We start from the raw sequence: 25,292 nt of genomic DNA on the forward strand, positions 1-25,292 counted from the left end.
ACTCTACAATAGGCACCCCTCACGCCCCGCCGTACCGCCATGACCGACCTCGCCCCGCAGACCCCGATCGAAACCCTGCTGAAGGCGGCGATGGACGGGGCGGTGCCGATCCGCGCCTTCATGGAAGCCTTCGTCGCCTCCGAGGTGGTGCTCCTGACCGGCAGCCTGGTCACCCCCGACGGCAGCGGCTTCGACCCGCTGCTGTTCGACAAGCAGGGCACCCTGCATGTGGCCGTGTTCACCGACCCGTCGCGGGTGGGCATCTACAGCCAGCAGGCCGAACACCAGATCCGCTGGCGGATGCTGGACGTGCTGCGCCGCGTGCCGGGTGGCTATGGCGTGGTGATCAATCCGGGCACTTCGCTGGGCTTTGAGATTTCGCCGAGCGGCGTGGGCGAGATCCTGAAGGACTTCGCCCAGGGCTGAACCGCCACCGCGCTATATTTGTAGAGTCGAGCCATGCTCGACTGCCTTTCGCACAGTGCCAGATCAGTCGAGCATGGCTCGACTCTACAGAACGCTTCCCCATCGAGGCATTGCCATGGAATTCAGGGTATTACCCGCCGATGCACCGGAACGGCAGCAGTTGGCCCGGTGGTACCACGCCGAATGGGGCCGCGACGCCGGCCTGTCGCTGGAACAGGAACTGCAGCGGCTGAACACACCTCAGGACGCCGAGGGTTTCCCGCACCTGATCGCTGCCTTCGATGACGGTCAGGTGGTCGGTGCGGTGCAGCTCAAGCGCCGGGAGATGCAGGCCTTCCCGCAGTACGAGCACTGGCTGGGCAGCGTGTTCGTGGCCGATAGTCATCGCGGGCGTGGGCTGGCTGGCGGCCTGGTCGAGCAGGCAGCAGCGCAGGCGGTGCGGATGGGTGTATCCGACCTGTATCTGCAGACCGAATCGTTGGATGGCGGCCTGTATGCGCGGTTGGGCTGGAAGCCGCTGCAGGAAGCCGACAACCGCAGCCACCGCGTGCTGGTGATGGTGCGCAGGTTGGCCGCATGAGCGCCGCAACGGCCCGGCACTCCCGCTCAGCACTGATCTTCCTGATCGCAGCCATCGTTGCCGCACTGGTCTCCATGCCCCTGCTGCGCGCGGTGGGCATGGTGCTGTGGCCGGTCTTCGCCATTGCCTGGCTGATCAACCTGGGCGCGGCGTGGCACCTGGCGCAGTGGGCGCGCCAGCAGGGCCGGTCGGCCTGGGCCTTCGGGTTGCCGGCGGCACTTGGTACCGTCGCCTCGATCGTGGTCTATGTGCTGCTGGCGTTGCTGGGGTCGAAGGCGACGGTGCGCTGAAGCTTCGCGGTCACCGTGTGCAGTATGCCGAGCATGGCTCGGCACTACAGTAAGGCCGAGCCAAGCCCGCAGGTGTTGCGTGGAGCGCCGGCGGACAGGCCGGCGCCCCGTTGCCTCACATCGTCACCTTGCGCCGGTTGTCATCGCTCACCCGGTCGATCAGCTTGTTGTACGGGTCGAAGCCTGCTTCATCCGGCTTTTCATCCACCGTCACCGTGATCTTCGGCTCGGCACTGGTGATATGGTGGCGCTGCAGATACAGCACCTTCTGGTCGCGTTCCTTGCCGGAGGGCCCATTGGCGAACACGCCGATCTCAACCCAGTCATCCATCGTGCCGTCGCTCTCCTTGCCCTTGCCATCGGCGTACTGCTTGGCCGCGTGCAGGTCCAGGGTCACGTCGTAGCGACCGTCATCGCGCTTGCGGGCGCTGGCGGCCATCACCCGGTTGTCGTAGAAGCTGATTTTCTCGAACAGGTCGGTGACCAGCTGCTGGCGGTCGGCCGGGGTCTCCGCCCGGATGTAGTCCAGCAGTTCGCGTGAGGTGGTGTACGGCGGTTGCTGATAGCCCTTGTCCTGCAGGAAGCGCTTCAACGCGCGGTTCAGCGCCTGCTCGCCGATTTCCTCGCGCAGCCGGTAGAACACCAGCGAACCCTTCTGGTAGTGGATGTACTGCTGGTTCTCCACGCGCTCCAGCGGCTGCTCCTCGATGGCCTCGCCACCGCGTCCGGACAGGTAGCCATCCAGCTCGCGCTTGAGGAACTGGCGCATGTGCTGGCGGCCGTACTCCTGCTCCATCACCATCAGCGCAGAGTACTGCGACAACGATTCGGACAGCACCGTCGCGCCCTGCACGTTGGCGCCGATCACCTGGTGCGCCCACCACTGGTGCGCGATCTCGTGCGCGGTCACGTAGAACACGTAGTCCACCTTGTCCGGATCGCGCAGGTCGGCGATGAAGCCGATGGCCTCGGAGTAGGGGATGGTGTTGGCGAACGACTGCGCGAAACGCGCATAGCCCGGGAACTCGATGATGCGTACCTGGCGGTGCTGGTAAGGCGTGAAGTTGGCTTCATAGTAGGCCAGCGACTTCTGCACCGCTTCGATCATCCGGTCCACGTTGTAGCCGTGCGCCGGGTCGAAGTAGACCTCCACCGGGATGTCCTTGTACTTCGCCCTGCGCACCTCCCAGCGTGCCGACAGGTAGGCGTAGAAGTTCAGCATCGGCCGGTCCATGGCGTAGCTGAAGCAGCGGCGGCCATTCACCGTGGTCTCCTTCTGCAGGTAGCCCGGCGCCAACGCCACCTGGTCCGGTGCGGTGCAGACCGTGGTGCGGAAATCGAGCCAGTCGGCGTCGTTGGAAATGTAGGTGTTGGCGCGCGCGGCTTCGTCTTCCAGCTTGGGCATGCGCCGCGGCTCGCCGAGGCCGCGCTTGCGGCGTTCGTTGCGGTCGCTGATCTCGGCACCCTCGTTGTAGCCGAAGGAAGGCAGCACGCGGCTGTTGAAGAAGGTGCCGTTGTCGACGATGTTGCTTGGTGCCTGGCCGGCGGTGATGCCATTGGGTTTCTGCACCACCCGGAAGTGGACGTTGCGGCTTTCACCCGGTTGCAGTGGCGCGGCCAGGCGGTAGATGCGGTAGCCAAGGTCGGCGTCGTGCATCGACAAGGTCTGCCCACCCAGGTCAGCCGCGACCAGCTGCTTGTCGTCGCCCATCGAGACATGCACGTCCTGGATCGGCACGGCATGCGTGTTGCGCACCGTCCAGTTCGCATCGATCACCATCGACTGCGATTCGGGGAACAGGTCCACGCGGTTGTCCACCGCCACGATGCGAGGCTGCGGCAAAGTGCGGTACTTCGACAGCTCGCGCTCGTAGCGGGCCTGCAGATCCAGCTGCTGGTCGGGCGAGATGAACTCGTTGCGGATGTTGGTGCTCCAGTAGAGCCAGCCGCCCACGCCGATGAAGGCCAGTGCTGCGAGCGCTGCAAAGGCGCCGGTCGGACCGTGCAGGCGGCGGCCGGCCAGGGCCAGGCGCTGGCGCAACCCTTGGCTGACACCGTGCACCCAGAATGCCGACGCCAGGCACATCAACGTCAGCAGGAACAACGCCCAGTAGCCCTGGAACGCCAGCTGCCCGGTCAGGAAGTGGCCGTAGCCGTTCATGTCCGAATAGGGCGCGTTGGGCCAGCTGCCGAAGTTGTACAGGTTCTGCGTGTAGTCGAGCAGGCCGAGCACGCCCTGGCCGATCATCACCACGATCAGCAGCGCATAACCGACGAACTTGTTGTTGGTGAGCACCTGCAGCACCAGCGCCAGGCCCCCCATCAGGATGTAGACCACCGAATCCAGCGCCAGGCTGCGCAGGTACAGCAGCGGCTCAAGATGCGTGTAGCCCTTGGCCAGCTGCACGCCCATCGCCGCCATCGCACCGGCGGTCTGGAAGCAGACGATCACCGCCAGCAGCGCGGTGAACTTGGCCAGCAGCGGTACCCAATTCGGCACCGGCATGGCGTCCGTCACTTCGTTGATGCGCGCGCTGCGTTCCTTCCAGACCAGCTCGCCGGCGAAGAACAGCACGATGATCACCAGCAGCCAGCTGAAGGCGCCCTGCAGACCCATGATCATCTGCGAGGTGACCGGCCAGATCGAGGTGCCGTACAGGGTCTGCCGGAACAGCGCGCTGGGCAGGAAGTTGGCCAGGCCCAGTACCAGCAGCACGATGAACGGCACGCTGTGCAGGACACCACGTGTATCGAAGCGGACCTGGCGCAGGAACTGCTGCCACGCCGTGGTGGTAGTGAACGCCGGTACCACGCGCGGCAGCGTTGCGCGGGTGGGGCGGACGGCGCCGGCATCGGCAACCGGTTGCGCCTGCCTGCGGCCCCAGCGCCGACGGCCACTGCCGCTGCGTTCGGTGCGGAACAGCGCGAAGGTGGCGGCGAACAGCGCGGCGGCTACGCCCAACCACAGGGCGCGATTGGCCAGCAGGTAACCGGCCAGCTCGGGAATCCCGTTGTTGCGTTCGGCGGTGGACCAGTAGCGGATCGTGCGGCCCAGTGCGCGCATGCCCAACGGTTCGCTCAGCACCGCGATCCACGTGTTGTCGATGTCGCGCAGCAGGGCCGCGCTGGCGCCGTACAGCACCAGGTAGGCCACCAGGCCGATGTAGACCCACAGGATCGAGCGGGTCAGCGCCGCCAGCAGCGACAGCAGCGCGGTGGTGAACAGCAGGTTCGGAATGACGATGACCGCGAACGTCCACGCATAGCCCTGCCAGCTGATCGGGCCCATGCGCTCGGGATCGACCCACGGCATGAACGGCGCCAGCCACAGGCCAAATGCAATCACCATGTAGACCAGCAAGCCGGCGGCCAGGGCGGCAGCGATGCGCCCGGCCAGGTAATCGCGGCGCTTCACCGGACTGGCGAAGATCAGTTCGGCGGTGCCGAGTTCGAAGTCACGCAACAGCGCGTTGCTGACGAACAATGCGGTGACCAGCATGCCAAGCAGGGTGAAGATGCCCAGCATCTGCGCGATCACGGTGGGCGCGTTGCTGTGCACGTTGCCAGTGCCGCCACCGATCTGCACGGCGTCGCTGGAGGCGGCGGCGAAGGCGAGCAGGGCGAACAGCCCGGCCAGCAGCCACAGCAGCGGGGAACGCAGCTGCTCGCGCAGCTCGAAGCGGAAGAAGTTGAGGATCATGGCGTGCTCCGCTCAGGCTGCCGCGCGGGCACGGGCCTGCAGGCGCAGGCGCTGGAAGTACACGTCCTCGAGGTCGGGAGCTACGGCCGCAAAGCCGTCGCCGGGGTCGTTGGCGCTGTGCACGTGGATCACCGGGCGACCACCGACCAGGCGGGTCGACAGCACCACGTAGCGCGCTTCGTGGTCGGCCAGTTCAGAAGAATCGACCTGCTTGCGCCAGACCTGGTGCTGCAGGGCGTCGATGGCTTCGGCAGGACGGCCGGTCAGCAGCACCTGGCCCTTGTTCATGATCGCCATCGTCGGGCACAGATCGGTTACGTCCTCGACGATGTGGGTGGACAGGATCACCGCCACGTTCTCGCCGATGGCGGCCAGCAGGTTGAGGAAGCGGTTGCGTTCTTCCGGGTCGAGGCCGGCGGTGGGTTCATCGACGATCACCAGCCGCGGGTCACCCAGCAACGCCTGGGCGATGCCGAAGCGCTGGCGCATGCCGCCGGAGTACGTGCCGAGCTTGCGCTTGCGCGCGTCCCACAGGTTCACCTGCTGCAGCAGTCCATCGACCACCTCGCGGCGCTGGGCGCGCTGGGTCAGGCCCTTGAGCACCGCGAAATGTTCCAGCAGGTCCAGCGCGCTGACTTTCGGGTACACGCCGAAATCCTGTGGCAGGTAGCCGAGCCGGCGGCGCACGGCGTCCTTGTCGCGCAGCACGTCGATCGGCGCCTCGCCTGGAATGGTGAGGGTAGCCGTGCCGCTGTCGGCCTCCTGCAGGGTGGACAGCGTGCGCATCAGCGACGACTTGCCGGCGCCGTTCGGGCCGAGCAGGCCGAACATGCCGCGCGGGATGTCCAGGGTGACGTTGTTGAGGGCATGCACGCCGTTGGCGTAAGTCTTGGACAGCGAATCGATCTTCAGCATGCGACGTACACCTTTCCCTGGGCAATGTCTGCGGGTTATCCGCGCAACCGCCTCCTTGCGCATCCGCCGTTGGTCATGGGGGGAGAATCCCGCCGTCGTGCGTTGGGGTGTGGCCGGAGGTCTGGCGGCACCTACCGGCGTAGCGACGATTCCCGCACCACCAGCTTCACCGGGATGCTCTGGCTGTCCACCGGCTGCCGCCCGATCAGGGCCAACAGGCGCTCCACCAGCAGTTGGCCGGCCTGCTTGGTGTCCTGCTGCACGGTGGTCAGCGCCGGGGACACCGAAGCCGCCAGCGGGATGTCGTCGAAGCCGGTTACTGCCACGTCCTCCGGCACCCGCCGGCCGGCTTCGCGCAGGGCGCGCATCGCGCCGATGGCAATCAGGTCGCTGGCCGCGCAGATCGCATCGATCGGTTCGCCGCGCGCCAGCAGCGCCTGGCAGGCCTCCTGGCCGGAGGCTTCAGTGGTGATCGCATCGTGCTGCAGGGCCGGCTCCGCCGCCAGGCCGTGTTCCTGCAGGGCCGCGACATGACCGCGGTAGCGTTCCTGGAATTCGGGGTAGTGGCTGGACGCATGGCCGAGGAAGGCGATGCGGCGGCAGCCCTGCTGCAGCAGGTGGGTGGTGATGTCGTGCCCGCCCTGGAAGTTGTCGCTGCCGATCGACACGCCGGGCTGGCCGGGCAGGGCGGCGCCCCAGCGTACGAAGTGCGTGCCCTGCTCGACCAGCCGCTGCAGTCGGTCGCGCGATTCGTGGTAGTCGCCGTAGCCGAGCAGGATGATGCCGTCGGCCTTGTTGCTGTCCTCGTAATCGGCCTGCCAGTCGGTGGACAGCTGCTGGAACGAGACCAGCAGGTCCTGCCCGTGCAGGGCGCAGGCGCGGGTGATCGAGCCCAGCATCGAATGGAAGAACGGGTTGATCAGCGAGTCGTCGTTGGTCGGGTCCTCGAAGAACAGCAGGGCCAGCGTGCCGGCATTGCGCAGGCGCAGGCTGGAGGCGTTCTTGTCGACCTTGTAGTTCAGCTCGCGGGCGATGCGCAGGATGCGCTCGCGGGTCTCGGCGTTGACCATCGGGCTGCCACGCAGGGCCCGCGACACGGTCGGCTGGGAGACCCCGGCCAGGTGGGCGATGTCCAGGGAGGTGGCTTTGCCTTTGATCGTCATGGGAACGGATAGGGAACGTGCAGCGATCATGATGCCATGAGGCTGGCCCTCCGCTCGCAGGTGCGCTCCTGTCTGGATGAACAGGATTGATGTTGAAAAATGTGACCAATTTGTCACTTTGACCTGATTTGCACAAAAGCGCATTCAGCAGATGGACAGCTGCCATGGCATGGCCCTAGAGTCCGCGCACCAGGGGACAACAAGGCAGTTGACGTGGGCAGTAACGGATCAGGGATCGATCTGCAGGAGTCACTGTGCGTGGACGATGGAGGCGCGCTGGCGTGCTTCGTCGCCCTGTTGGGGTTTCTGGATCGGCCTGCCGACCCCGACCAGCTCCGGCACCAGCTGGGCCACCCCGAAGGCCGTATCGATACACAGGATCTGTTGCGCCTGGCCAAGCGGATGGACGTCAAAGCACGCGTGGTACAGGCGCGGGTAACCGCGCTGCGCGACCATCCGTTGCCCGCCATCGCCTGCCTGGCCGACGGGCGCTATACGCTCGTGCTCAAGGCCGACGCCGAGAACGTGTTGTGCTTCGACGCGGCGGCCGACGGACGCCCGGTCACGCTGTCCCTTGGCGAGTTCTCGCAGGAGTTCGATGGCCGCCTGTTGCTGATGACCACGCGTGAAAGCGTGGCCGGCGCCGTGAGGCGCTTCGATGTCGGTTGGTTCATTCCTGCCCTGGTGAAGTATCGCCGCCTGCTGCGTGACGTGTTGGTAGCCTCGTTCTTCCTGCAGTTGATGGCACTGATCACGCCGCTGTTCTTCCAGGTGGTGATCGACAAGGTACTGGTGCACAAAGGCATCACCACGCTGGAAGTGCTTGCCCTCGGCCTGCTGGTGGTTTCGGTGTTCGAAGTGCTGATGGGCGGACTGCGCACCTACCTGTTTTCGCACACCACCAGCCGCGTTGATGCCGAACTTGGCTCGAAGCTCTTCTCCCACCTCACGCATCTGCCATTGGCCTATTTCCAGGCGCGTCGGGTGGGCGATTCGGTGGCGCGCGTGCGCGAACTGGAAACCATCCGCGAGTTCCTCACCTCTTCGGCGCAGACGGTCGTGCTGGACCTGTTCTTCGCCATCGTGTTCCTGGCCGTGATGTGGCTGTACAGCCCTGCATTGCTGCTGATCGTACTGATCACGCTGCCACTGTACGCGGTGGTGGTCATGGTGGTCGGGCCGATGCTGCGGCGCCGCCTGGATGAAAAGTTCGTGCGCGGTGCCGAAAACCAGTCGTTCCTGGTCGAAGCAGTGACCGGTGTGGAGACCATCAAGGCGCTGGCGGTCGAGCCGCAGGCGCAGAACCGCTGGGACAAGCAGCTGGCGGGTTACATCCAGGCCAGCTTCCGCGCCAGCATGCTGGCCAACTGGGGCTCGCAGGCGGTGCAGCTGATCCACAAGCTGGCCACCGTGGCACTCCTGTTCTTCGGCGCGCGGCTGGTGATTGACGGCAAGCTGACCGTGGGCGAACTGGTGGCGTTCAACATGCTTGCCGGGCAGGTTGCCGGGCCGGTGCTGCGCCTGGCGCAGTTGGCGCAGGACTTCCAGCAGGCGCGCATTGCCGTGGAGCGGCTGGGCGACATCCTCAACTCCCCTACCGAACCGGCCAGCTCACCCTCGCGTGCCAGCCTGCCGGCAGTGGATGGCCGCATCGCGCTGGAGCACGTGTCGTTCCGCTATCGGCCTGAGGGGCAGGAAGTGTTGTCGTCGGTCAGTCTGGAGATTGCTCCGGGTGAGATCCTCGGCGTGGTCGGGCCCTCGGGATCCGGCAAGTCGACCCTGACCAAGCTGATCCAGCGCCTGCACACCCCGGAGCGCGGCCGTGTGCTGGTGGATGGTGTCGATCTGTCCATGGTGGATCCGGCGTGGCTGCGGCGACAGGTGGGTGTGGTGCTGCAGGAAAACCTGCTGTTCAACCGCAGCGTGCGCGAGAACATCGCCATGGCCGACCCGGCGATGCCGATGAGCCGGGTGGTGGAGGTGGCCAAGCTGGCGGGGGCGCACGACTTCATCCTGGAGTTGCCCGAGGCCTACGACACGCGCATCGACGAGCGCGGCGGCAACCTCTCCGGCGGGCAGCGTCAGCGCCTGGCGATCGCTCGCGCGCTGGCCATCGACCCGAAGATCCTCATCTTCGACGAAGCGACCTCGGCGCTGGATGCGGAGAGCGAGGAAGTCATCCAGGACAACCTCAAGCGGATGTCCGCTGGCCGCACCGTGATCATCATCGCGCATCGTCTTTCGGCGGTACGCCAGGCCAACCGCATCGTGACCCTCGAACGTGGCCGCATCACCGAGACCGGCACGCACGAGGATCTGCTCCGCGCGGGAGGCCGTTACTCACTGCTCTACACCAAACAGATGGGCCTGCCCGCCGTGGCGGCCCCGCTGAACTGACCACCGCGGGCCCAGCCAAGGACAGCACGCATGTTGAAGGGACTGAGGCATCACCTGGGCATCCTGCGCGAGAGCCTGCGCGCGGAGCGTGCGCAGCCGGACCAACGCGACTCGGCGGCGCCGGACTTCCTGCCGGCGGCGCTGGAGATCCTGGAAAAGCCCCCGAACCCGATCGGCCGCACCGTTCTCTGGCTGCTGATCGCCTTTCTCGCCATCGCATTGGTCTGGTCGTGCCTTGGCCGCCTGGACATGGTCGCGGTGGCCGAAGGCAAGGTGATTCCGCGCGGCAACGTGAAGGTGATCCAGGCTGCGGACCAGGGTGTGGTCCGTGCGATCCACGTGGTTGAAGGGCAGTCGGTGAAGGCCGGCACGCCGCTGCTCGAACTGGACCCGACGGTCAGCCATGCCGAAGTCGAGCAGGCGCGCCAGGCGTTGCTGACCGCGCAGATCGATGTGGCACGGGCGCAGGCCGTGGTTGACCACGTTGCCGGTCGGGCCGGTCGCTTCATCGCACCGGAGGGAGCACCTGACAGCATCATTGCCATCCAGCAGGCACTGGTGGCCGCCAAGCAGCGCGAGTTCGATTCCACTGTGGGTGGCTTGCAGCAGGAGCGCAGCCAGCGCGATGGCGAGCACGGCATGATCCTGGCCGAGATCGCCAAGCTGGAAGAGCAGCTGCCGCTGGCTACCGACCAGTTGAACAAGCTGGAGGAGCTGAGCCGCGAAAACTATGTGCCGCGACTGCAGGTGGCCGAAGTAAAGGAGCGTGTTGTCGGCATGCGCCAGGACCTGGCGATCCGTCGCGAAGAGCAGCGTAAAGCGACCGCTGCGCAGCTGGCGGCCAGCCAGCAGATGAGCAAGAGCCGCAGCGAGTTCGCACGTGAAGCACTGGACGCCCTGACTGAGGCGGAAGCGGCACGCGCGTTGCGAGGCGAAGAATTGAAGAAGGCCCATGACAAGGCTGGGCACACGGTATTGCGCGCACCCGTGAATGGCGTCGTGCAGCAACTACAGGTGCACACCATCGGCGGCGTGGTGAAGCCGGCTGACGCGCTCATGGTGCTGGTGCCGCATGACGGCGAGCTGGTGGTCGATGCGATGCTGCCCAATCGCGATGCCGGCTTCGTCCGCGACGGGCAGCCGGTGGAGGTGAAGCTGGAGGCCTATCCGTTCACCCGCTACGGTGTGGTGGATGGCGTGGTCGAGACTGTGGGCCGTGATGCGGTGCAGACCGAGAAGGAAGGGTTGCGCTATCCGGCGCGCGTGCGCCTGCTGCGGCCCTGGATCGAAGTGGATGGCCGGCGCCGCGCGCTGGCGCCGGGCCTGGCCGCAACGGCGGAAATCAAGACCGGTGACCGCCGCATCATTGAATACCTGTTGTCGCCGCTGTCCAGGCGCGTGCAGGAAGCGGGGAGGGAGCGATGAGGAGAATGCCGTTCTGGCAAATCCTGGGCGCTTCAGTCCTTTGCCTCACTGCGGCATCCCCGGCAAACGCGCGGGAGCGTCACGTCTGGGCAGCATCCGAGCTGGAGAAGATGCTTATCGCATTGGTCCTGGAGCAACCGCGCCACGGTAGTTGGCGTGGCGTCGAACGCTCGGATGTCGAGCGAAGATTCGGTGTACATCTGTCATCTCTGGATGTCAACTCGAGAACGATTCAGTCGAGGCTGCCGACACGTGAAGGGTGGTCCGCCGCAATCAAGGTGGAGTACAGGCGGGAAGGTCGCGCGGTGAAATTCGACGCATTGGCGTCCCGCCGATTCAACGATCTTGAACGGCCATGCACGTTCAAGGCTGACGCAATGACGTCTTCAATGCTGGCTGCGGGATTCCATGGAGGAAGGAACGCCGCGCCGCTCAGCCCGGATACCCGAACCTACTCTCGGGGTTCCGTCTCTGTCCATATCACGACGTTCGACGCGGCCATCAATGCCGCGCTGCCTGAACAGTGTGTAGATACCCTGACCATAGCCCCGCCGGAGCATGACAATGTCTGAACTTAGCATCAGGTTGAACACCTTGCTGGACCAGTTCGCATCGCGAAATGCGGATACGCGTACCGCAGCGCAGAGGCTACGTCAGGCAATTTCCTCGTCACCAAGCTTGGTCAAGCGCTTCGAATCGGCTATTGCCGAGGGCAAGTTGAAAACGATTGAGTTGCTGCCTAGATCGGCGACCGAAAGAGCTCATATGTCGGACGAGGGAGTGCTCGCGATAGGCCGGGATGCCGTCGTGGGCAACGCGACCACTGAGTTCATGGACCAGCTCCGCGATACCTTGGGGCACGAGATCGCGCATGCGCACTATAAAGGCTACGACTTTGCCTTGAATGTGCTGAGTGAAGAAGTAGAGAAGCTGGCGTTTGAGAGAACAGAGACTCGCAATTACACCGCGGTCCTCCAGAATTTCCTTGCTGCCGCACGAAGGAATGAGGCTGTCGCAGCTATCGGAGGCTGGAACGCCAACATTTCCAAGATGATCGCAGACAGTGGAGGCCGTCCTCTAGACCGAGCCGCAGTTCTGGAGAGGATGGCCCAAGTTAATCCGCGATGCGTCATCGAGGTCAATGGCGTCTATCAGATGGCTGCCGGAATCGTGCTGAATGCCGATCTCACTGCAAATGTTTCAGATCAATCCGTTGAAGCATTCGCAAAGTGCTACTTTGATGGCAGCAAGGGAAGCCTGGGGCCTCAAGGAAAGTCTTCCTACACCGATTACTACTTGTCCTACGGCGTCAGCCTGATTGTGCGCATGGAGCGCTACAACAACCCGTACGGGGATCCCGACAGGGCACTGGTACAGATCAATCTTGCCGCTCTGGGAACGACAGAGGCAGCGCTGGAGGTCGCGGGTCTGACATTCCAGGGCAAAGGAGATATCTTCTTCTATACCGACCTTGGTGGTGGCCCGAACAACGGCTTCCAGCGCAGCGGAACCACGACGGGGCCGCGATTTGATCCGGACCAATGGAATGCCTTCTTCGATCGTACGCGCCTGCAGCAGATTGCCCAGGCGGGTGCGCTTGGTGGTGTGATTGGTGGCGCAATCTCTTCTGCCCTGAAGTTGAATGACCCGGCATGGCAGGTCATTTCCTCGGCAACGCTGTCGACCATCGGAGAGAACTTCGCCGAGGCGATCTCGGCCAGGGGCCTCGGGGTTCGGCTGTCCAGTGGGGACTTCAGCAGCATTCTTGCCGATCTTCCTGAGGAGTTTCAGGCCAATCTCAGGAGCGCAGGGGCTGGAGCTGTCTCTTCCTACCTGACCGCAGAGCTGTTCAGGACACTGGGTATCGAAGGGACGCTCGGTGAAATTGCACAGACCGCTGCTGGTGCAGCACTGAGTCAAGTTATCCAGAATGCGAACCTGATCGCCGATGGTGCCAAGATCAGCGTGTTCGAAGGTCTGGGTGAAACGCAGATATTCAACGCAGTCGGTGGCTACGTTGGCGCACGGCTGGGCGCTAGTTTGGTCAAGTTCGATACGGTCGGAGGGCAAATCGGTGCACAGGTTGGTTCGGCGATCGGCGCCTATGTCGGTGCGTCCGTTGCGACCACCTGGGCTGCAGCAGGTAGCAAGGTCGGAGGTGCCGCGTATGGCGCAATCGGAGCGGCAATCGGTGCGCTGGTGGGCTACATCCTGGGCGGGCTCGTTGGCTCGTTCTTCTCAAGTGGCAAGCCGCGTTCGTGGGCGTCGGTCAGCTGGGAAGAGGCATCGGACGGCTTCGTGGTCACCGGCATTCGTTCCCGATCGGGTGGCTCCAAGGCTGGGGCGAGGGTTCTTGCCAATGCCGTAGCGGACAACCTCAACGCGGTGCTGAAGATGTCGGGAAGCCGTGTGGCTTCGGGGGCCAGCATCGATGGCGGTACCTACGGTACCTACGGAAAGGACTATCGATACTGGTCTGCAACGCCCGTCGGGTTTGCGACGGCTGAGGAGCTTATCGGTCACGGCTCTGCGCTGGCTCTGGCGGGGATGGCGGACAAGATGGTTGGCGGAAACATCTATATCAAGCGGGCCATCGTCCAACATCTGGGTATGTTGCCTTCGCCTCGCGGTTTCAATGTGACGTCAATGATTGGCGACTTGGCCATGGCTGCTGATTATGGTCAGTATGTAATGGATCCTTTCCAGGTCAATTCGCTCATCGCCGGTGCGCCAGACAGCGGGTTGGCAGCTCAATGGGCGATCACGCTTGCGCGTGCGATCGAATTGGGCCTCAACAAGCGCGCATCGACCGATTGGACAGGGGGATTTGCAGCGTGGATGGACCAGCTTCCTGACGGTGAGCTGGACGGGCGTGGCTTGAACGCCGCGAACGTCAGTGCGCGATACAATGCCATTGATGGCAGAAAGTTCGTCCTGACTGGCGGAAGCGACGAAGAGCTCTTCTCGATCAGCGACACCATCGTCACCGCGGATAAGGATCGCATTCTCGGTGGCATCGGCAACGACAGCATCATCGTCAATGGTGCCACGCTGTCCAGCACCACCGGCCTGCTGATCAATGGCAAGGCCGCCCCGGCCACCCATCGCATTGGCATCGCTGCGGTCATTGATGCCGGTGCTGGCGACGATCTGGTCCGCGGCGGAGACCTCGGCAACGATCTGCTCGGCGGCAGCGGCAACGACACCCTGGTGGGGGCCCTGCTCGATGACTGGCTGCTTGGCGGTGACGGCAACGACGTGCTGTTCGCCGGCAATGTCACCAATGTGAACTTCGCCATCGGTGATGCCAGCGCACAGGCGCTGGCGATCGCCGCGCGTGGTGGCAACGGCAACTACCTCGACGGCGGTGCCGGCGACGATCGCCTGTATGGCGGCACCGGTTCGGACTGGCTGGAAGGCGGCGCCGGCAACGATCTGCTGGTGGGTGGCGAGGGCGGCGACATCATCGCCGGTGGCGCCGGCGATGATCGGGGTGCCAATGGCGAAGCACGCCTGTTCGGTGGGGGCGGCGCGGACCAGTACCTGTTCCGGCTCGGTGACGGCCGCGACGTGATCTACGACGAAGAGGGCGCAGGCGCCATCCGTGGCAGCGGCGACAGCTTGAATGATCGCCTCGCCAAGATCGCCAATGGACAGCTGGCGCGCAACTGGGCCGGTGGCGGCGAGTACGAGGTCAACGGTTCGGTGAAGGGCGGTGAGGACGCGATCGTGTTCGGCACCGGCCTGTCGCTGCAGAACATCCAGATGCGCCGCTCCTCGGCCAGCGGTGCCGGCAACGACCTGATCATCGCCCTGGTCAGCTATGACGCCGCCGGCAACGCGACCCTCACCGGCGATGAGCTGACCATCAAGGACTGGTTCGAATCCTCGCATCGCGTGGAGTGGCTGCGGTTTGCCGATGGCGAGGACATCCGCATCGGCGACATGACCTCGTACATCATCGGCACCGGTGGCTCGGATGTGATCCTGGGCACCTACGGTGCGGACTTCCTCTATGGCGGCGCCGGCAATGACGAGATCCGGGGCCTGGCCGGCAATGACTTCGGCAATGGTGGCTCGGGCGACGATTTCGTTGCTGGCGATGGCGACCAGGACTGGGTGATGGGCGGCTCCGGCAACGACCAGGTGCTGGGCGGCGCGGGCAATGACACGGTGTTTGGCGATGATGGCAATGATCGTGTGTATGGCGGTACGGGTTCGGACCTGGTGGTCGGCGGCCGTGGCAACGACGAAGTGGTGGGCGGTGAAGGCGATGACGTCTTCCGCTACCAGCGCGGCGATGGCGACGACATCGTCATGGACGACTATGTCGACAACTGGGATCTGGTCTGGGAAAGGGGCGCCTATGTCAACGGCTATGTGCGCAATGCCGATGGCACTGTCAGCAAGGATGGCGTGGTCTACTTCGATGGCTCCACCTGGATCAGCCACAACGACTGGAATGATGAGGCGCAGGTGCTGCGCCGGCACAAGGGCGCGCTCAATGGCCTGATTGCGCGCAACGCGGGTGTTGATTCGCTGGAGTTTGGCGTTGGCATCGACATCCAGGATGTGATGTTGCAGCGCGATGGCAATGACCTGCGCCTGGTGATCGGCCGCGATGGTGAGAAGGAGCGCCTCTCGGCGTCCAGTGACCGCATCACGATCAAGGACTGGTACGCGCTGGGTGGATCGATCGAGAACATGGTGTTTGCCGCGACCGGCCGCCATACGCTCACCGACATGACCCTGCTGGGGGGCGGCGATGGCAATGACACCATTGCCGGTACGGCCGGCAAGGACTGGTTGACCGGCAACGGTGGCGATGACGTCATCGACGGCGGCGCGGGCAATGACCTGCTGATGGGCAACGAAGGCGACGATACGCTGCGTGGCGGTGCGGGTGACGACATCCTGTACGGCGGCCAGGGCGATGATCTGCTGCACGGCGGTGCCGGCGCGGACACCCTGTTCGGCGGCGGTGGCGTGGACATCGCCTCTTACGCGGGAAGTGCGGCGGTGCGCGTTTACCTGGAAGGCACGTTCGCCAATACCGGCGACGCCAAGGGAGATGTCTACAGCAGCATCGAGGGTATTGAAGGCAGTGCCGGTGCCGATCGCCTCGGCGGCAGCATCGGCGCGGACGTGCTGCGCGGTGGTGGTGGCGCGGATGCGCTGTACGGCGGTGAGGGCGACGATGCCTATGAGTACAACGTCGGCGACGGTAGTGATGTCATCTATGAAGGCGCCTTCTATCTGGATGAGGTGATGTCCAGCTCAGGGACGTTTGGATCAGCCTACACGGCGTCCTGGGAGTATCTGGGCCTTGGCGAGACAACGGCGGGCAACAAGCATCAGTATCGGTTGACGGTCAAGGAGATCGCATCCGGCACCGTTGTCTACCAGAGCGTGGACAAGGTGGACTTCCTGTTTGACGCCCCAGTGGCGAACGCGCCAGCCTCCACCACGTGGCCATCGGCGCAGGGGCAGTTCCGTTCGTCGACCTGGCGAAACGGGCCAAATGGACAACAGATCGTGCGCGAAGTGTTCCAGGCCACCGACGGGGGCCAGGATACGCTGGTACTGGGAGCAGGGCTCAGCCTCTCAAATCTTCGGTTGGCGCTGAGCGGGACGACGCTCCAGGTGGATGTCTTCGCCGCACAGAACGGTACGATCAAGCTCGCCAATCATACGAATGCCCAGCGTCGCGTCGAGTTCATGCAGTTGAAGGACGGACTGGTGCTGGATCTGCGCCAGTTCCGCCAGCTTTCCCAAGGCGGTAGCGCGAGTGACGATGTATTGTTCGGGTCCGATGGCGCGGACACGCTTACGGGTCTTGCAGGTCACGACGTGCTGGCGGGTGGAGATGGCAATGACACGCTGCGGGGCGGCGACGGCGACGACACGCTGGAGGGCGGCGCCGGTGCCGACATCCTCGACGGCGGCAGCGATCGCATCAGCCTCGGCCAGACCGCGGTGGCGGGTGAAGCCTATGGCGATACCGTCCGATACGTGACCTCCACTGCGTCGCTGGTGCTGGACCTGGCTGCGGGTACTCTGTCGGGCGGGCACGCCGATGGCGATACCCTGGTTGCAGTCAACGGCGTCAGCACGCTGGAGAACGTAGTTGGCAGCGACGGCTTCGCCGATACGATCAGTGGTGATTCACGCGCGAATCGCTTGATCGGGCTGGGTGGCAACGACTGGCTGGATGGGCGGGGGGGCGACGACGTGCTCATCGGTGGTGATGGCAATGACACCCTGATGGGCGGCGACGGCAACGACGCGTTGTCCGGTGATGCCGGCGATGACCGGCTTGAAGGTGGCGGGGGCAACGATGTGCTGGCCGGCGGCGCCGGTGCCGACGAGCTTTACGGCGGGCTGGGCGACGACCAGATCAGCGGCGATGTGGGCAACGACAAGGCTTGGGGCGGCGAAGGCAATGACACCCTGGGGGGCCAGGACGGAGACGATCAGCTCTATGGCGAGGCCGGCAACGATACCCTGGTGGGCGGCGCAGGCGACGACCTGCTGGATGGCGGCACCGGCAACGACACCCTGGCCGGTGAGGCCGGCAACGACCTGATGCGGGGCGGGGATGGCAATGACACCTACCTGTTCGATCGGGAGGGTGGCAACGACCGCATCGAAGACGCACTGGGCGTCAATCGCATCGTGCTGCAGAACGTGGCCAACCACGAGGTCTGGCTGCAGAAGGTGGGCAACGATCTGCTGGTCAGCGTGATTGGAGGCAGCACTCGGATCACCATCGCGGGCTACTACACCGGCGCCAGCCGGATCACCGAGATCGCGACCGGTGCAGGCTCGCTGTTCCTCGCCCACGCCGAGCCGCTGCTTGCGGCAATGGCGGCAGAGTCGGCGTCCGTGCCGGCTGGGATGTCCTCCAGCTTGCAGGGCATGCTCGGCAGCTACTGGCAGAACTCGAGCAAGCCGGCACCGCTGGTCGAAACGCAGTACCTGGCCACCGACGAGGACGTGCCGCTCAGTGGCGGCGTCAATGCCGTCGACCATGACGGGAACATCACCGGGTACACGGTGATCACCGCCCCCGGCATGGGGACCGTCACGCTTAATGCGGCCACCGGCGCCTGGGTCTACACGCCGGCGGCGGACCGCCACGGCAATGACCATTTCGTGGTCCGGGTCACCGATGCCGACGGCAATACCGCCGACCAGATCGTCGATCTGGAGGTGCGCTCGGTCAACGACGCGCCCAGCGACATCCTCGCACCCGGTCCGCTGGCCGTGGACGAGAACGCCGCCAACAACCTGTCGCTGGGCCGCTTCGGCCATGTCGATCGCGACGGCGCGGAAGATACGGCCAGCTTCACCCTGATCAATGATGGCGGCGGCCGCTTCAAGCTCACCGCCGATGGCACGCTCAGCGTTCGTGATGGCACCAAGCTGGACTATGAGACCGCCACCGCGCACACCATCCGGGTGCGCGTGACCGACGGCGCCGGCGCGTGGTTCGAGAAGGACTTCAAGATCGACGTCCGCAACGTCAACGAGGCGCCGTTCACGCCGACCCGGCCACCGAACACTGCGGCCGTACTGGCCGGCGAGAAGACCGGGGCCGGTACGGTGGTGGGCACCTTCGTGATCGGGGACCCCGACAAGACCACGCCGACCCTGCAACTGGTGACCAACACGGGTGGCCTGCTGGAAGTGGTGGGCAACCAGGTGCGTGTGCGTGCGGGCGTTGCGATCGACTTCGAGACGCTGGCCGCCGCGCAGGGCGCGACCCTGGTCGATCTGGATGGCGATGGCATCAAGGAGGTGCTGCTGACCGCCAGCGTGAGGGCGTACGACGGCAGCCTGGCATCGGCCTCGACGCTCAGCTTCACCTATGCCATTGAAGATGAGAACGAAGCGCCGACGGCGGTGGTGTTCGCGGCCACCACCACCAGCTTCAGCGAAACCGATCGCGTTCCCACCGGAACCGCGCTGCCGGCGATCCTGCTCGGCACGCTGTCGGCCACCGATCCAGACACCACCGCCGGCAGTGATTTCGCCACGATGGTGTTCAGCGTGTCCGACAGCCGCTTCGAGATCATCAACGGCAACCAGCTGCGCCTTAAGGCCGGTGCGATCGTTGACTATGAAGCGGGAGGCAACGTCACCGTGACGGTCACCGCGACCGATCGCGGCGGCGCCGGATTGAGCGTCAGCAAGCAGTTGGTCTTCACCGTGGTCAACCGGGATGACTACCTGTACGGCACTGCCGCTGGCGAAACGCTGGTCGGCCAGGCCAACCGGGACGTGATCCAGGGGCTCGGCGGCAACGACATCATCAACGGCGGCGGTGGCAACGACGACCTGTACGGCGGCGATGGCGATGACAATCTGCGCGGTGAGGCTGGCGACGACAAACTGTGGGGCGAGCTGGGTCGCGACACGCTGTACGGTGGCGCAGGCGTCGACGAACTGCGTGGTGGTGATGGCGATGACAACCTGTATGGCGAAGACGGTGATGACCGCCTGTACGGCGACGCCGGCAATGACATCCTCGATGGCGGTGCCGGCAATGACCTGCTGGAAGGGGGCATCGGAAATGACACGCTGCGCGGCGGCGTCGGCAACGACATCCTGCGCGGTGGCGATGGCGACGATATCCTCGATGGCGGCGTCGGTGCCGACACCCTGTCCGGAGGCGCCGGTGTCGATACGTTGACCTACGCCTCGGCGACGGCGGGCATCGTGCTGAACCTGGCTACCGGAACACATGGCGGCGCGGCCGCCGGCGATGTGCTGGAAGATGCGTTCGAGCGCGTGATCGGCAGTGGGTTCGACGACGTCATCAATGGTGGCGCGGGGGATGATTACATCGAGGGTGGCGCAGGCAACGACAAGCTCTACGGCGGCGCTGGCAACGACACGCTGTATGGCGGTGATGGTGACGACCTGCTCGATGCGCAGGCCGGCAATGACACCCTGTATGGCGGCGCCGGTAACGACATCCTGATTGGTGGCGATGATAGCGACGTCTACTTGATCGACCGCAACTCCGGTGCCGACGAAATCCGTAACTACGACTCCAGTGGCGACGATATCGACGTCATCGGCTATCGCGACATCAGCCGCAATGACCTGTGGTTCAGCCGTACCGGCGATGACCTGGTGATCTCGGTGATCGGCACCAGCGTGGTGACCACGATCAAGGGCTGGTACACGACCACCAATGCCAATGATCGCGCCAACTACAAGATTGATTTCTTCCTGGCCGGCGAGCACGCCAGCAGCACGATCAATGCAGAGGCACTGGTCGCGCTGATGGCCGGTCGCACCAAGCCGGCCACGGTCGCGGCCTATCAGGCATTGCATGCGGACGGCACGTTCGAGAACCAGTGGCGGCACTACTGGGATGGCAACGGCCTGCCGTCGATCAGCATCGTGCCGGATCAGTCGATCAACGAGGATGGCCAGGTCGCCCTGCAGTTCACCGTCGGTGATGACCTGACCCCGGCATCTGGGGTCACCGTGCGTGCCGTGGCGGTGGATGCCACTGACCTCACGACGGTGGTGGCCTGGATGAATACTCCGACGATCACTGCGGGGGCCAACGGCGAGCGTACGGTGACGCTGGTGCCGAAGGGCAACGCCAGCGGACGCGTTGCGATCAAGCTGATCGCAACCGATGCCGGTGGGCTGGTGACCGAGCGCGTGTTCTTCATGAATGTGGCGCCGGTAGTGGACGCGCCGGTGATTACCCGTGCCGTGCAGGTCGGCAAGACACTTGATAGTGGCACGCTGACGCTGGATGTGCAGGCGGCGCTGTCCGATGCCGATGGTTCGGAGACCCTGGAGATCCGCATCTCGAACCTGCCGACCGGGCTGACCCTGAACAAGGGCACGAACCTGGGCAACGGCGTGTGGTCGCTGACGCCGGCGCAGCTGGCCGGTCTGGCGCTGGTCGGTCCGGCCACGTGGTCGGCCGACCTGACCGGCACTGCGGCGCTGACGGTGACTGCCATCGCCAAGGAGACCGCGACGGGCAAGACCAGCAGCAAGACGCAGACGCTGTCGGTCACCATCAATGCGCGTCCGACCGACATCACTGTCGACCGCGCGTTGAGTACGGTCGAGTCAACCGCGGATGCACCGGTGGCCAATGGCACGGTGCTCGGCAATTTCGCCCGCGTCGATGCGGACAACGATGGCTTCACCTTCAGCCTGACCAACAACGCGGGCGGCCGCTTTGCGATTTCCGCAGCCGGTGTGCTGACCGTGGCCAATGCCAGCCTGCTCGACTACGAGGCCAACACCTCGCACCAGATCGTGGTGCGGGTGACCGATTCGGGCGGGTTGACCCGCGACAAGACCTTCACCGTCGCGGTGACCAACGTCGATGAAGCCCCGGCCACGCCGACCGTCTCCAGCCAGCCGGTGGCGATTGCTGCGGAGAATGCAGCATTGGGTGGTGTGGTGATTGCCAACTTGGCTTCCAGCGGTGGCAATGGCACCTACAGCTATGTGCTGGAGGGCGACGCGCGCGGCTGGTTCACCCTGGTCGGCAACCAGCTGAAGTTCCGTGATGGCCTGGTACTGGATTTCGAGGCGCTGAAGGCCGCCGGCATGACCCTGAGCGATGCTGACAGCGATGGCCGCCAGGAAGTGGTGTACTCGGTGTCGGTGAAGGCGGTATCCGGTGGATTGACCTCGGCAGGTGCGCGCACCATTACCGTACGCCTGGAGGACGTCAATGACGCGCCTCATGGCATCACTGCCGACCGCTCGCTCAGCATTGCCGAGAACTCGGGCAACGGCACCGAGGTCGGCAGGTTCAGCGGCCAGGACCAGGACGTTACCGACGGTCTGACCTTCACCCTGGTCAACAACGCTGGCGGCCGCTTTGCCATCACCGCGGCTGGTGTACTGAGCGTTGCCAATGGCGGGCTGCTGGACTACGAGGCCGCCACTTCGCATGCAATCACGGTGAGGGTGACCGACACCCACGGCGCGACCCGCGACCAGGTGTTCCAAGTGGGCGTGTCCAACGTCAACGAAGCACCACGAACGCCGGACGTCGTACAGCACGTGGCGCTCACCTCCGAGAACACCGGCGTGTCCGGGCAGGTGGTAGCCACGCTGTCCTCGTCTGATCCGGACGGGACCGTACCCTCGTATCAGATCATCAACGACCCCTTTGCCTGGTTCGTCATTTCCGGAAACCAGCTCAAGTACAACGTCAGCAGTTTCGATTTCGAAGCGGTTGCACCGTACCTGCAGCTGATCGACGGCGACGGCGACGGCCAGCTGGAGGCTTACTACAACGTCACGGTCCGTGCCACGGATGGTGCGCTGGTGTCGGGCAATCGCGAGATCACGGTACGCATCGAAGACGTCAACGAGGCACCGACGACCTGGGGCCAGAGTCTGACGCTGGCCGAATCGGCGCCGGGCGCGGGCCAGACCGTGTTCCAGTTCACCAACTGGTCCGACCCCGACAGCCAGTGGTACAACCGCGACCACCGGTTTGCCATCACAGGTGGTGCCAGCAACCTGTTCGGCATCAACGCCACCACGGGTCAGATCGCGCTGCACGGGCAGCTGGACTATGAAACCGCGCAGAGCCACCAGATCCAGGTGACGGTCACCGATCGTGGTGGCCTGTCCAGCAGCACCTGGGTGACGATCAATGTGCAGAACGTCAATGAGCGGCCGACGGTCGTGACTTGGCAGGATGGGAATTTCTATCAGGTGCTCTCAGCGAGTGACCAGGAGGACTTCTACGCCATCATGCATGTCACCAGTGCAGTGGAGTTCACTGGCATCTCCAGCCAGTATTGGGATACCTACTCGGGTGAAACCGAAATGCTCGATGGAGGTATTACAACGCGCGGTATCTCGGGCGATGGTTTCCTTACTTCTTACGGAAGCAACATCTTCGATTCGCGCATCGTGGGCCGTGGCGGCCGTCGAACGGAGATATCTGGAAACTGGGGCGATCCGCGAGGCAGCGGCGCGGGCTACTACCAGGAAACCTACTACGACACCTGGTATGAAATCGTCGTTCAGGCGGTGGATTCTGCAGGGCAGTGGAGTGATCCTTTGAAGTTTGTCGTCAACCAATGGGGCGGGCGCCTCGGTCCGGTCGTACTTGACCTGGATGGCGACGGCGTGGAGACCGTGGGCTGGGCGCAGAGCGCCACGCGCTTTGACATGGACGGTGATGGCGTGCGTGATCTGACCGGTTGGGTCGGGCCGCACGACGGTCTACTGGTGCTCGACCGCAACCGCAACGGCACGATTGATTCCGGCGCCGAAATCTCGTTCACGATGGATCTGGAGGGGGCCCATTCCGACCTCGAAGGTCTGGCTGCCTATGACAGCAATGGTGATCGGCGTCTGGATGCCAATGACGCCCGCTTCGAAGAGTTCCAGGTCTGGCGTGACGCCAACCGCGATGGCATCAGCCAGGCGGGTGAGCTGTTGACGTTGCAGCAGGCCGGCGTGGCGTCGATCAACCTCGATGCGCGCCGCACCGGGCAGATGCCGGGTACATCGGTGGACAACACTACCTATGCCAACGGTCAGTACACCCGTACCGATGGCACCCAGGCGGCCCTGTCGGACATGTTCTTCGCTTTCGGCGAGCGCGATGAGGAGGGCAACGGTGACGGCCTGAATCTGAATGCTGGCGCCGGCAAGGGCGGACGCGACCTGGGCAGCGGTGATGCCGCCTCCGGCCGGGTCAACCGTCGAGGCGGCGATCCACGCTTCGCGCCTGCAGCTGACCTGCCGCAGGCCCCGGTGGCGCAAGCAGTGACGGAACCGGGGGATCGTTTCGGTGGCGTTGAGCCCACAGCCGCCGAGCGGATGCAGCAATCGGCTCGTTCGGAACATCGTGCTCCCATCGACGAAAGCATTCCCTCCGGCCAGGCATCACAGCGCTCAGCCTTGCATGACAATCTGGCGCTGGCACAGAAGAAGCGGTTCCAGATGATCGAAGCGATGTCCACGTTCGACGCCCAGCCCTATGCCCAGGGCATCAGCACAGCGGCGCGCGATCCGGCCACCATGGAACTGTTGACCGCCATTCCCGACTACAGGATTTCCCGTTCATGATCACGTCCACGACCGCCACCGCCACCACCACCACCGACGGGGCGCCGCGTACCGTTGCCGAGGCCCTCGGCCAGATCGTCTGGCTGCTTTCACAGTCGCCGCTGCACCGTGAGATGCAGTTGAAGGACCTCGAATGGTCATTCATGCCGCCGCTGCTGAAGGAGCAGTTCCGGGTGTTCCGTTTCGGCACCCTGCCGCCGTTGCCGGGCATGCAGGAGGCCGGTGCGGCCTTCGCCGGGGTGACCCAGCAGGCGCTGGAACAGTTGCCGCTTGGAGTTGCAATCTGGGCCAATTTGTCAGAGGAGGCCGAGCGCAAGCTGGAAGCCGGCGAGCGGCTGGAACTGGACGACTGGAACAGCGGCGATCGCCTGTGGCTGATCGAGTTCATCACCCCCTTCGCCCAGCCCGGCAACGGCCTGGCCGAGGCCATGCTGGGCGATCTGCTGACCGGGCCGTTCGCGGGGCGCAGTCTGTCCATGCACCGGACCGATCCGGCCACCGGCCGGCGTGACAAGGTGACCCTGGGCGGCGTGCCGTCGCAGGCGGCCTGATCCGGGAGAGGTGAACGTCCGCCCCGGTCGCCACGCTGGCGGTCGGGGGAGTAGAGGCAAGCCCGGTGGGCCGGGGCTCGATGATAGAATGCCGGGTTTCTGGCAGTGCCCACCCATGGGCGGCCGGGTATCGGCAACTCCGGCTGTGTGCTATGACAGGCACCAGCCCCCGGACAATGGAATCACTTACCTATGGCGCGCGGCATCAACAAAGTCATCCTGGTCGGCAACCTCGGCAACGACCCGGACGTGAAGTACACCCAGAGCGGCATGGCGATCACCCGCATCAGCCTGGCCACCACCAGCGTCCGCAAGGACAAGGATGGCAACCAGCAGGAACGTACCGAATGGCACCGCGTGGTGTTCTTCGGCAAGCTCGGCGAGATCGCCGGCGAGTACCTGCGCAAGGGGAGCTCGGTCTACGTCGAAGGCAGCCTGCGCTACGACAAGTACACCGGCCAGGACGGCGTGGAGAAGTACTCCACCGACATCGTTGCCGATGAAATGCAGATGCTGGGCGGCCGTGGTGAAGGGGGCGGTGGCGGCGGTGGTGGCAACTACGGTGGCGATCGCCCGCAGCGCCAGCAGGCCCCGCGCCAGGAGTACGGCGGCGGTGGCGGCGGCCAGCGTGGCGGCCAGGGCGGTGGCTATGGCAACCAGGGCGGCGGTTACGGCAACCAGGGTGGCAACCAGCGCCCGCAGCCGCAGCAGGCGCCGCCGATGGACGACTTCGCTGACGACGATATTCCGTTCTGA

12 protein-coding genes are annotated in these 25,292 nt (G+C 64.7%); 9 read left to right on the forward strand and 3 right to left on the reverse strand.

Features of this window, described 5'->3' with window-relative positions; translation table 11 throughout:
* Window positions 1-39: 39 nt before the first annotated feature.
* The 3 genes from MG068_RS05120 (at window position 40) to MG068_RS05130 (ending at window position 1,296) form a co-directional block, all read left to right on the forward strand.
* Window positions 40-426, forward strand: coding sequence for an SseB family protein (locus MG068_RS05120; RefSeq protein ID WP_021203054.1), 387 nt, complete (start codon window positions 40-42; stop codon window positions 424-426).
* Window positions 427-541: 115 nt separating this feature from the next.
* On the forward strand, window positions 542-1,006 hold the full coding sequence (locus tag MG068_RS05125) for a GNAT family N-acetyltransferase (protein ID WP_132809482.1): 465 nt from the start codon (window positions 542-544) through the stop codon (window positions 1,004-1,006).
* Window positions 1,003-1,296, forward strand: a complete 294-nt coding sequence (locus MG068_RS05130) for a hypothetical protein (protein WP_132809484.1) — start codon at window positions 1,003-1,005, stop codon at window positions 1,294-1,296. Before MG068_RS05125 ends, MG068_RS05130 begins: the two co-directional genes overlap by 4 nt.
* Before the next feature lie 115 nt (window positions 1,297-1,411).
* Here the strand turns inward: MG068_RS05130 and MG068_RS05135 are convergent, their stop codons facing one another.
* The 3 genes from MG068_RS05135 to MG068_RS05145 form a co-directional block, all read right to left on the reverse strand.
* Window positions 1,412-4,996: an ABC transporter permease/M1 family aminopeptidase gene (locus MG068_RS05135; protein ID WP_132809486.1), complete on the reverse strand. Its 3,585-nt coding sequence runs from the start codon at window positions 4,994-4,996 to the stop codon at window positions 1,412-1,414.
* Between the two features lie 12 nt (window positions 4,997-5,008).
* Window positions 5,009-5,911, reverse strand: a complete 903-nt coding sequence (locus MG068_RS05140; protein WP_132809488.1) for an ABC transporter ATP-binding protein — start codon at window positions 5,909-5,911, stop codon at window positions 5,009-5,011.
* 131 nt (window positions 5,912-6,042) lie between these two features.
* Window positions 6,043-7,074: a LacI family DNA-binding transcriptional regulator gene (locus tag MG068_RS05145; protein ID WP_132809489.1), complete on the reverse strand. Its 1,032-nt coding sequence runs from the start codon at window positions 7,072-7,074 to the stop codon at window positions 6,043-6,045.
* 258 nt (window positions 7,075-7,332) lie between these two features.
* On the opposite strand from MG068_RS05145, the gene MG068_RS05150 reads away from it, so the two are divergent.
* The 6 genes from MG068_RS05150 to MG068_RS05175 all read left to right on the forward strand — a co-directional run bounded on the left by MG068_RS05150 (window position 7,333) and on the right by MG068_RS05175 (window position 25,292).
* Window positions 7,333-9,471: a type I secretion system permease/ATPase gene (locus tag MG068_RS05150; RefSeq protein ID WP_235202901.1), complete on the forward strand. Its 2,139-nt coding sequence runs from the start codon at window positions 7,333-7,335 to the stop codon at window positions 9,469-9,471.
* A 30-nt stretch (window positions 9,472-9,501) separates the two neighbouring features.
* Window positions 9,502-10,896, forward strand: a complete 1,395-nt coding sequence (locus MG068_RS05155; RefSeq protein ID WP_132809490.1) for an HlyD family type I secretion periplasmic adaptor subunit — start codon at window positions 9,502-9,504, stop codon at window positions 10,894-10,896.
* A gap of 305 nt (window positions 10,897-11,201) precedes the next feature.
* The gene (locus MG068_RS05160) at window positions 11,202-11,468 is read left to right on the forward strand and encodes a hypothetical protein (RefSeq protein ID WP_132809492.1); all 267 of its coding nucleotides are present in this window, start codon (window positions 11,202-11,204) and stop codon (window positions 11,466-11,468) included.
* Entirely contained in the window at window positions 11,461-23,985 is a 12,525-nt protein-coding gene (locus MG068_RS21190; RefSeq protein WP_240792117.1) for a cadherin domain-containing protein, read from the forward strand. The genes MG068_RS05160 and MG068_RS21190 overlap by 8 nt, the downstream gene beginning before the upstream one ends.
* Complete coding sequence (locus MG068_RS05170; protein WP_132809494.1) at window positions 23,982-24,536, forward strand: toxin-activating lysine-acyltransferase; 555 nt, start codon at window positions 23,982-23,984, stop codon at window positions 24,534-24,536. Before MG068_RS21190 ends, MG068_RS05170 begins: the two co-directional genes overlap by 4 nt.
* Before the next feature lie 192 nt (window positions 24,537-24,728).
* Entirely contained in the window at window positions 24,729-25,292 is a 564-nt protein-coding gene (locus MG068_RS05175) for a single-stranded DNA-binding protein (protein ID WP_100437502.1), read from the forward strand.

The organism is Stenotrophomonas sp. ASS1 (assembly GCF_004346925.1).
GTDB lineage: Bacteria > Pseudomonadota > Gammaproteobacteria > Xanthomonadales > Xanthomonadaceae > Stenotrophomonas > Stenotrophomonas maltophilia_A.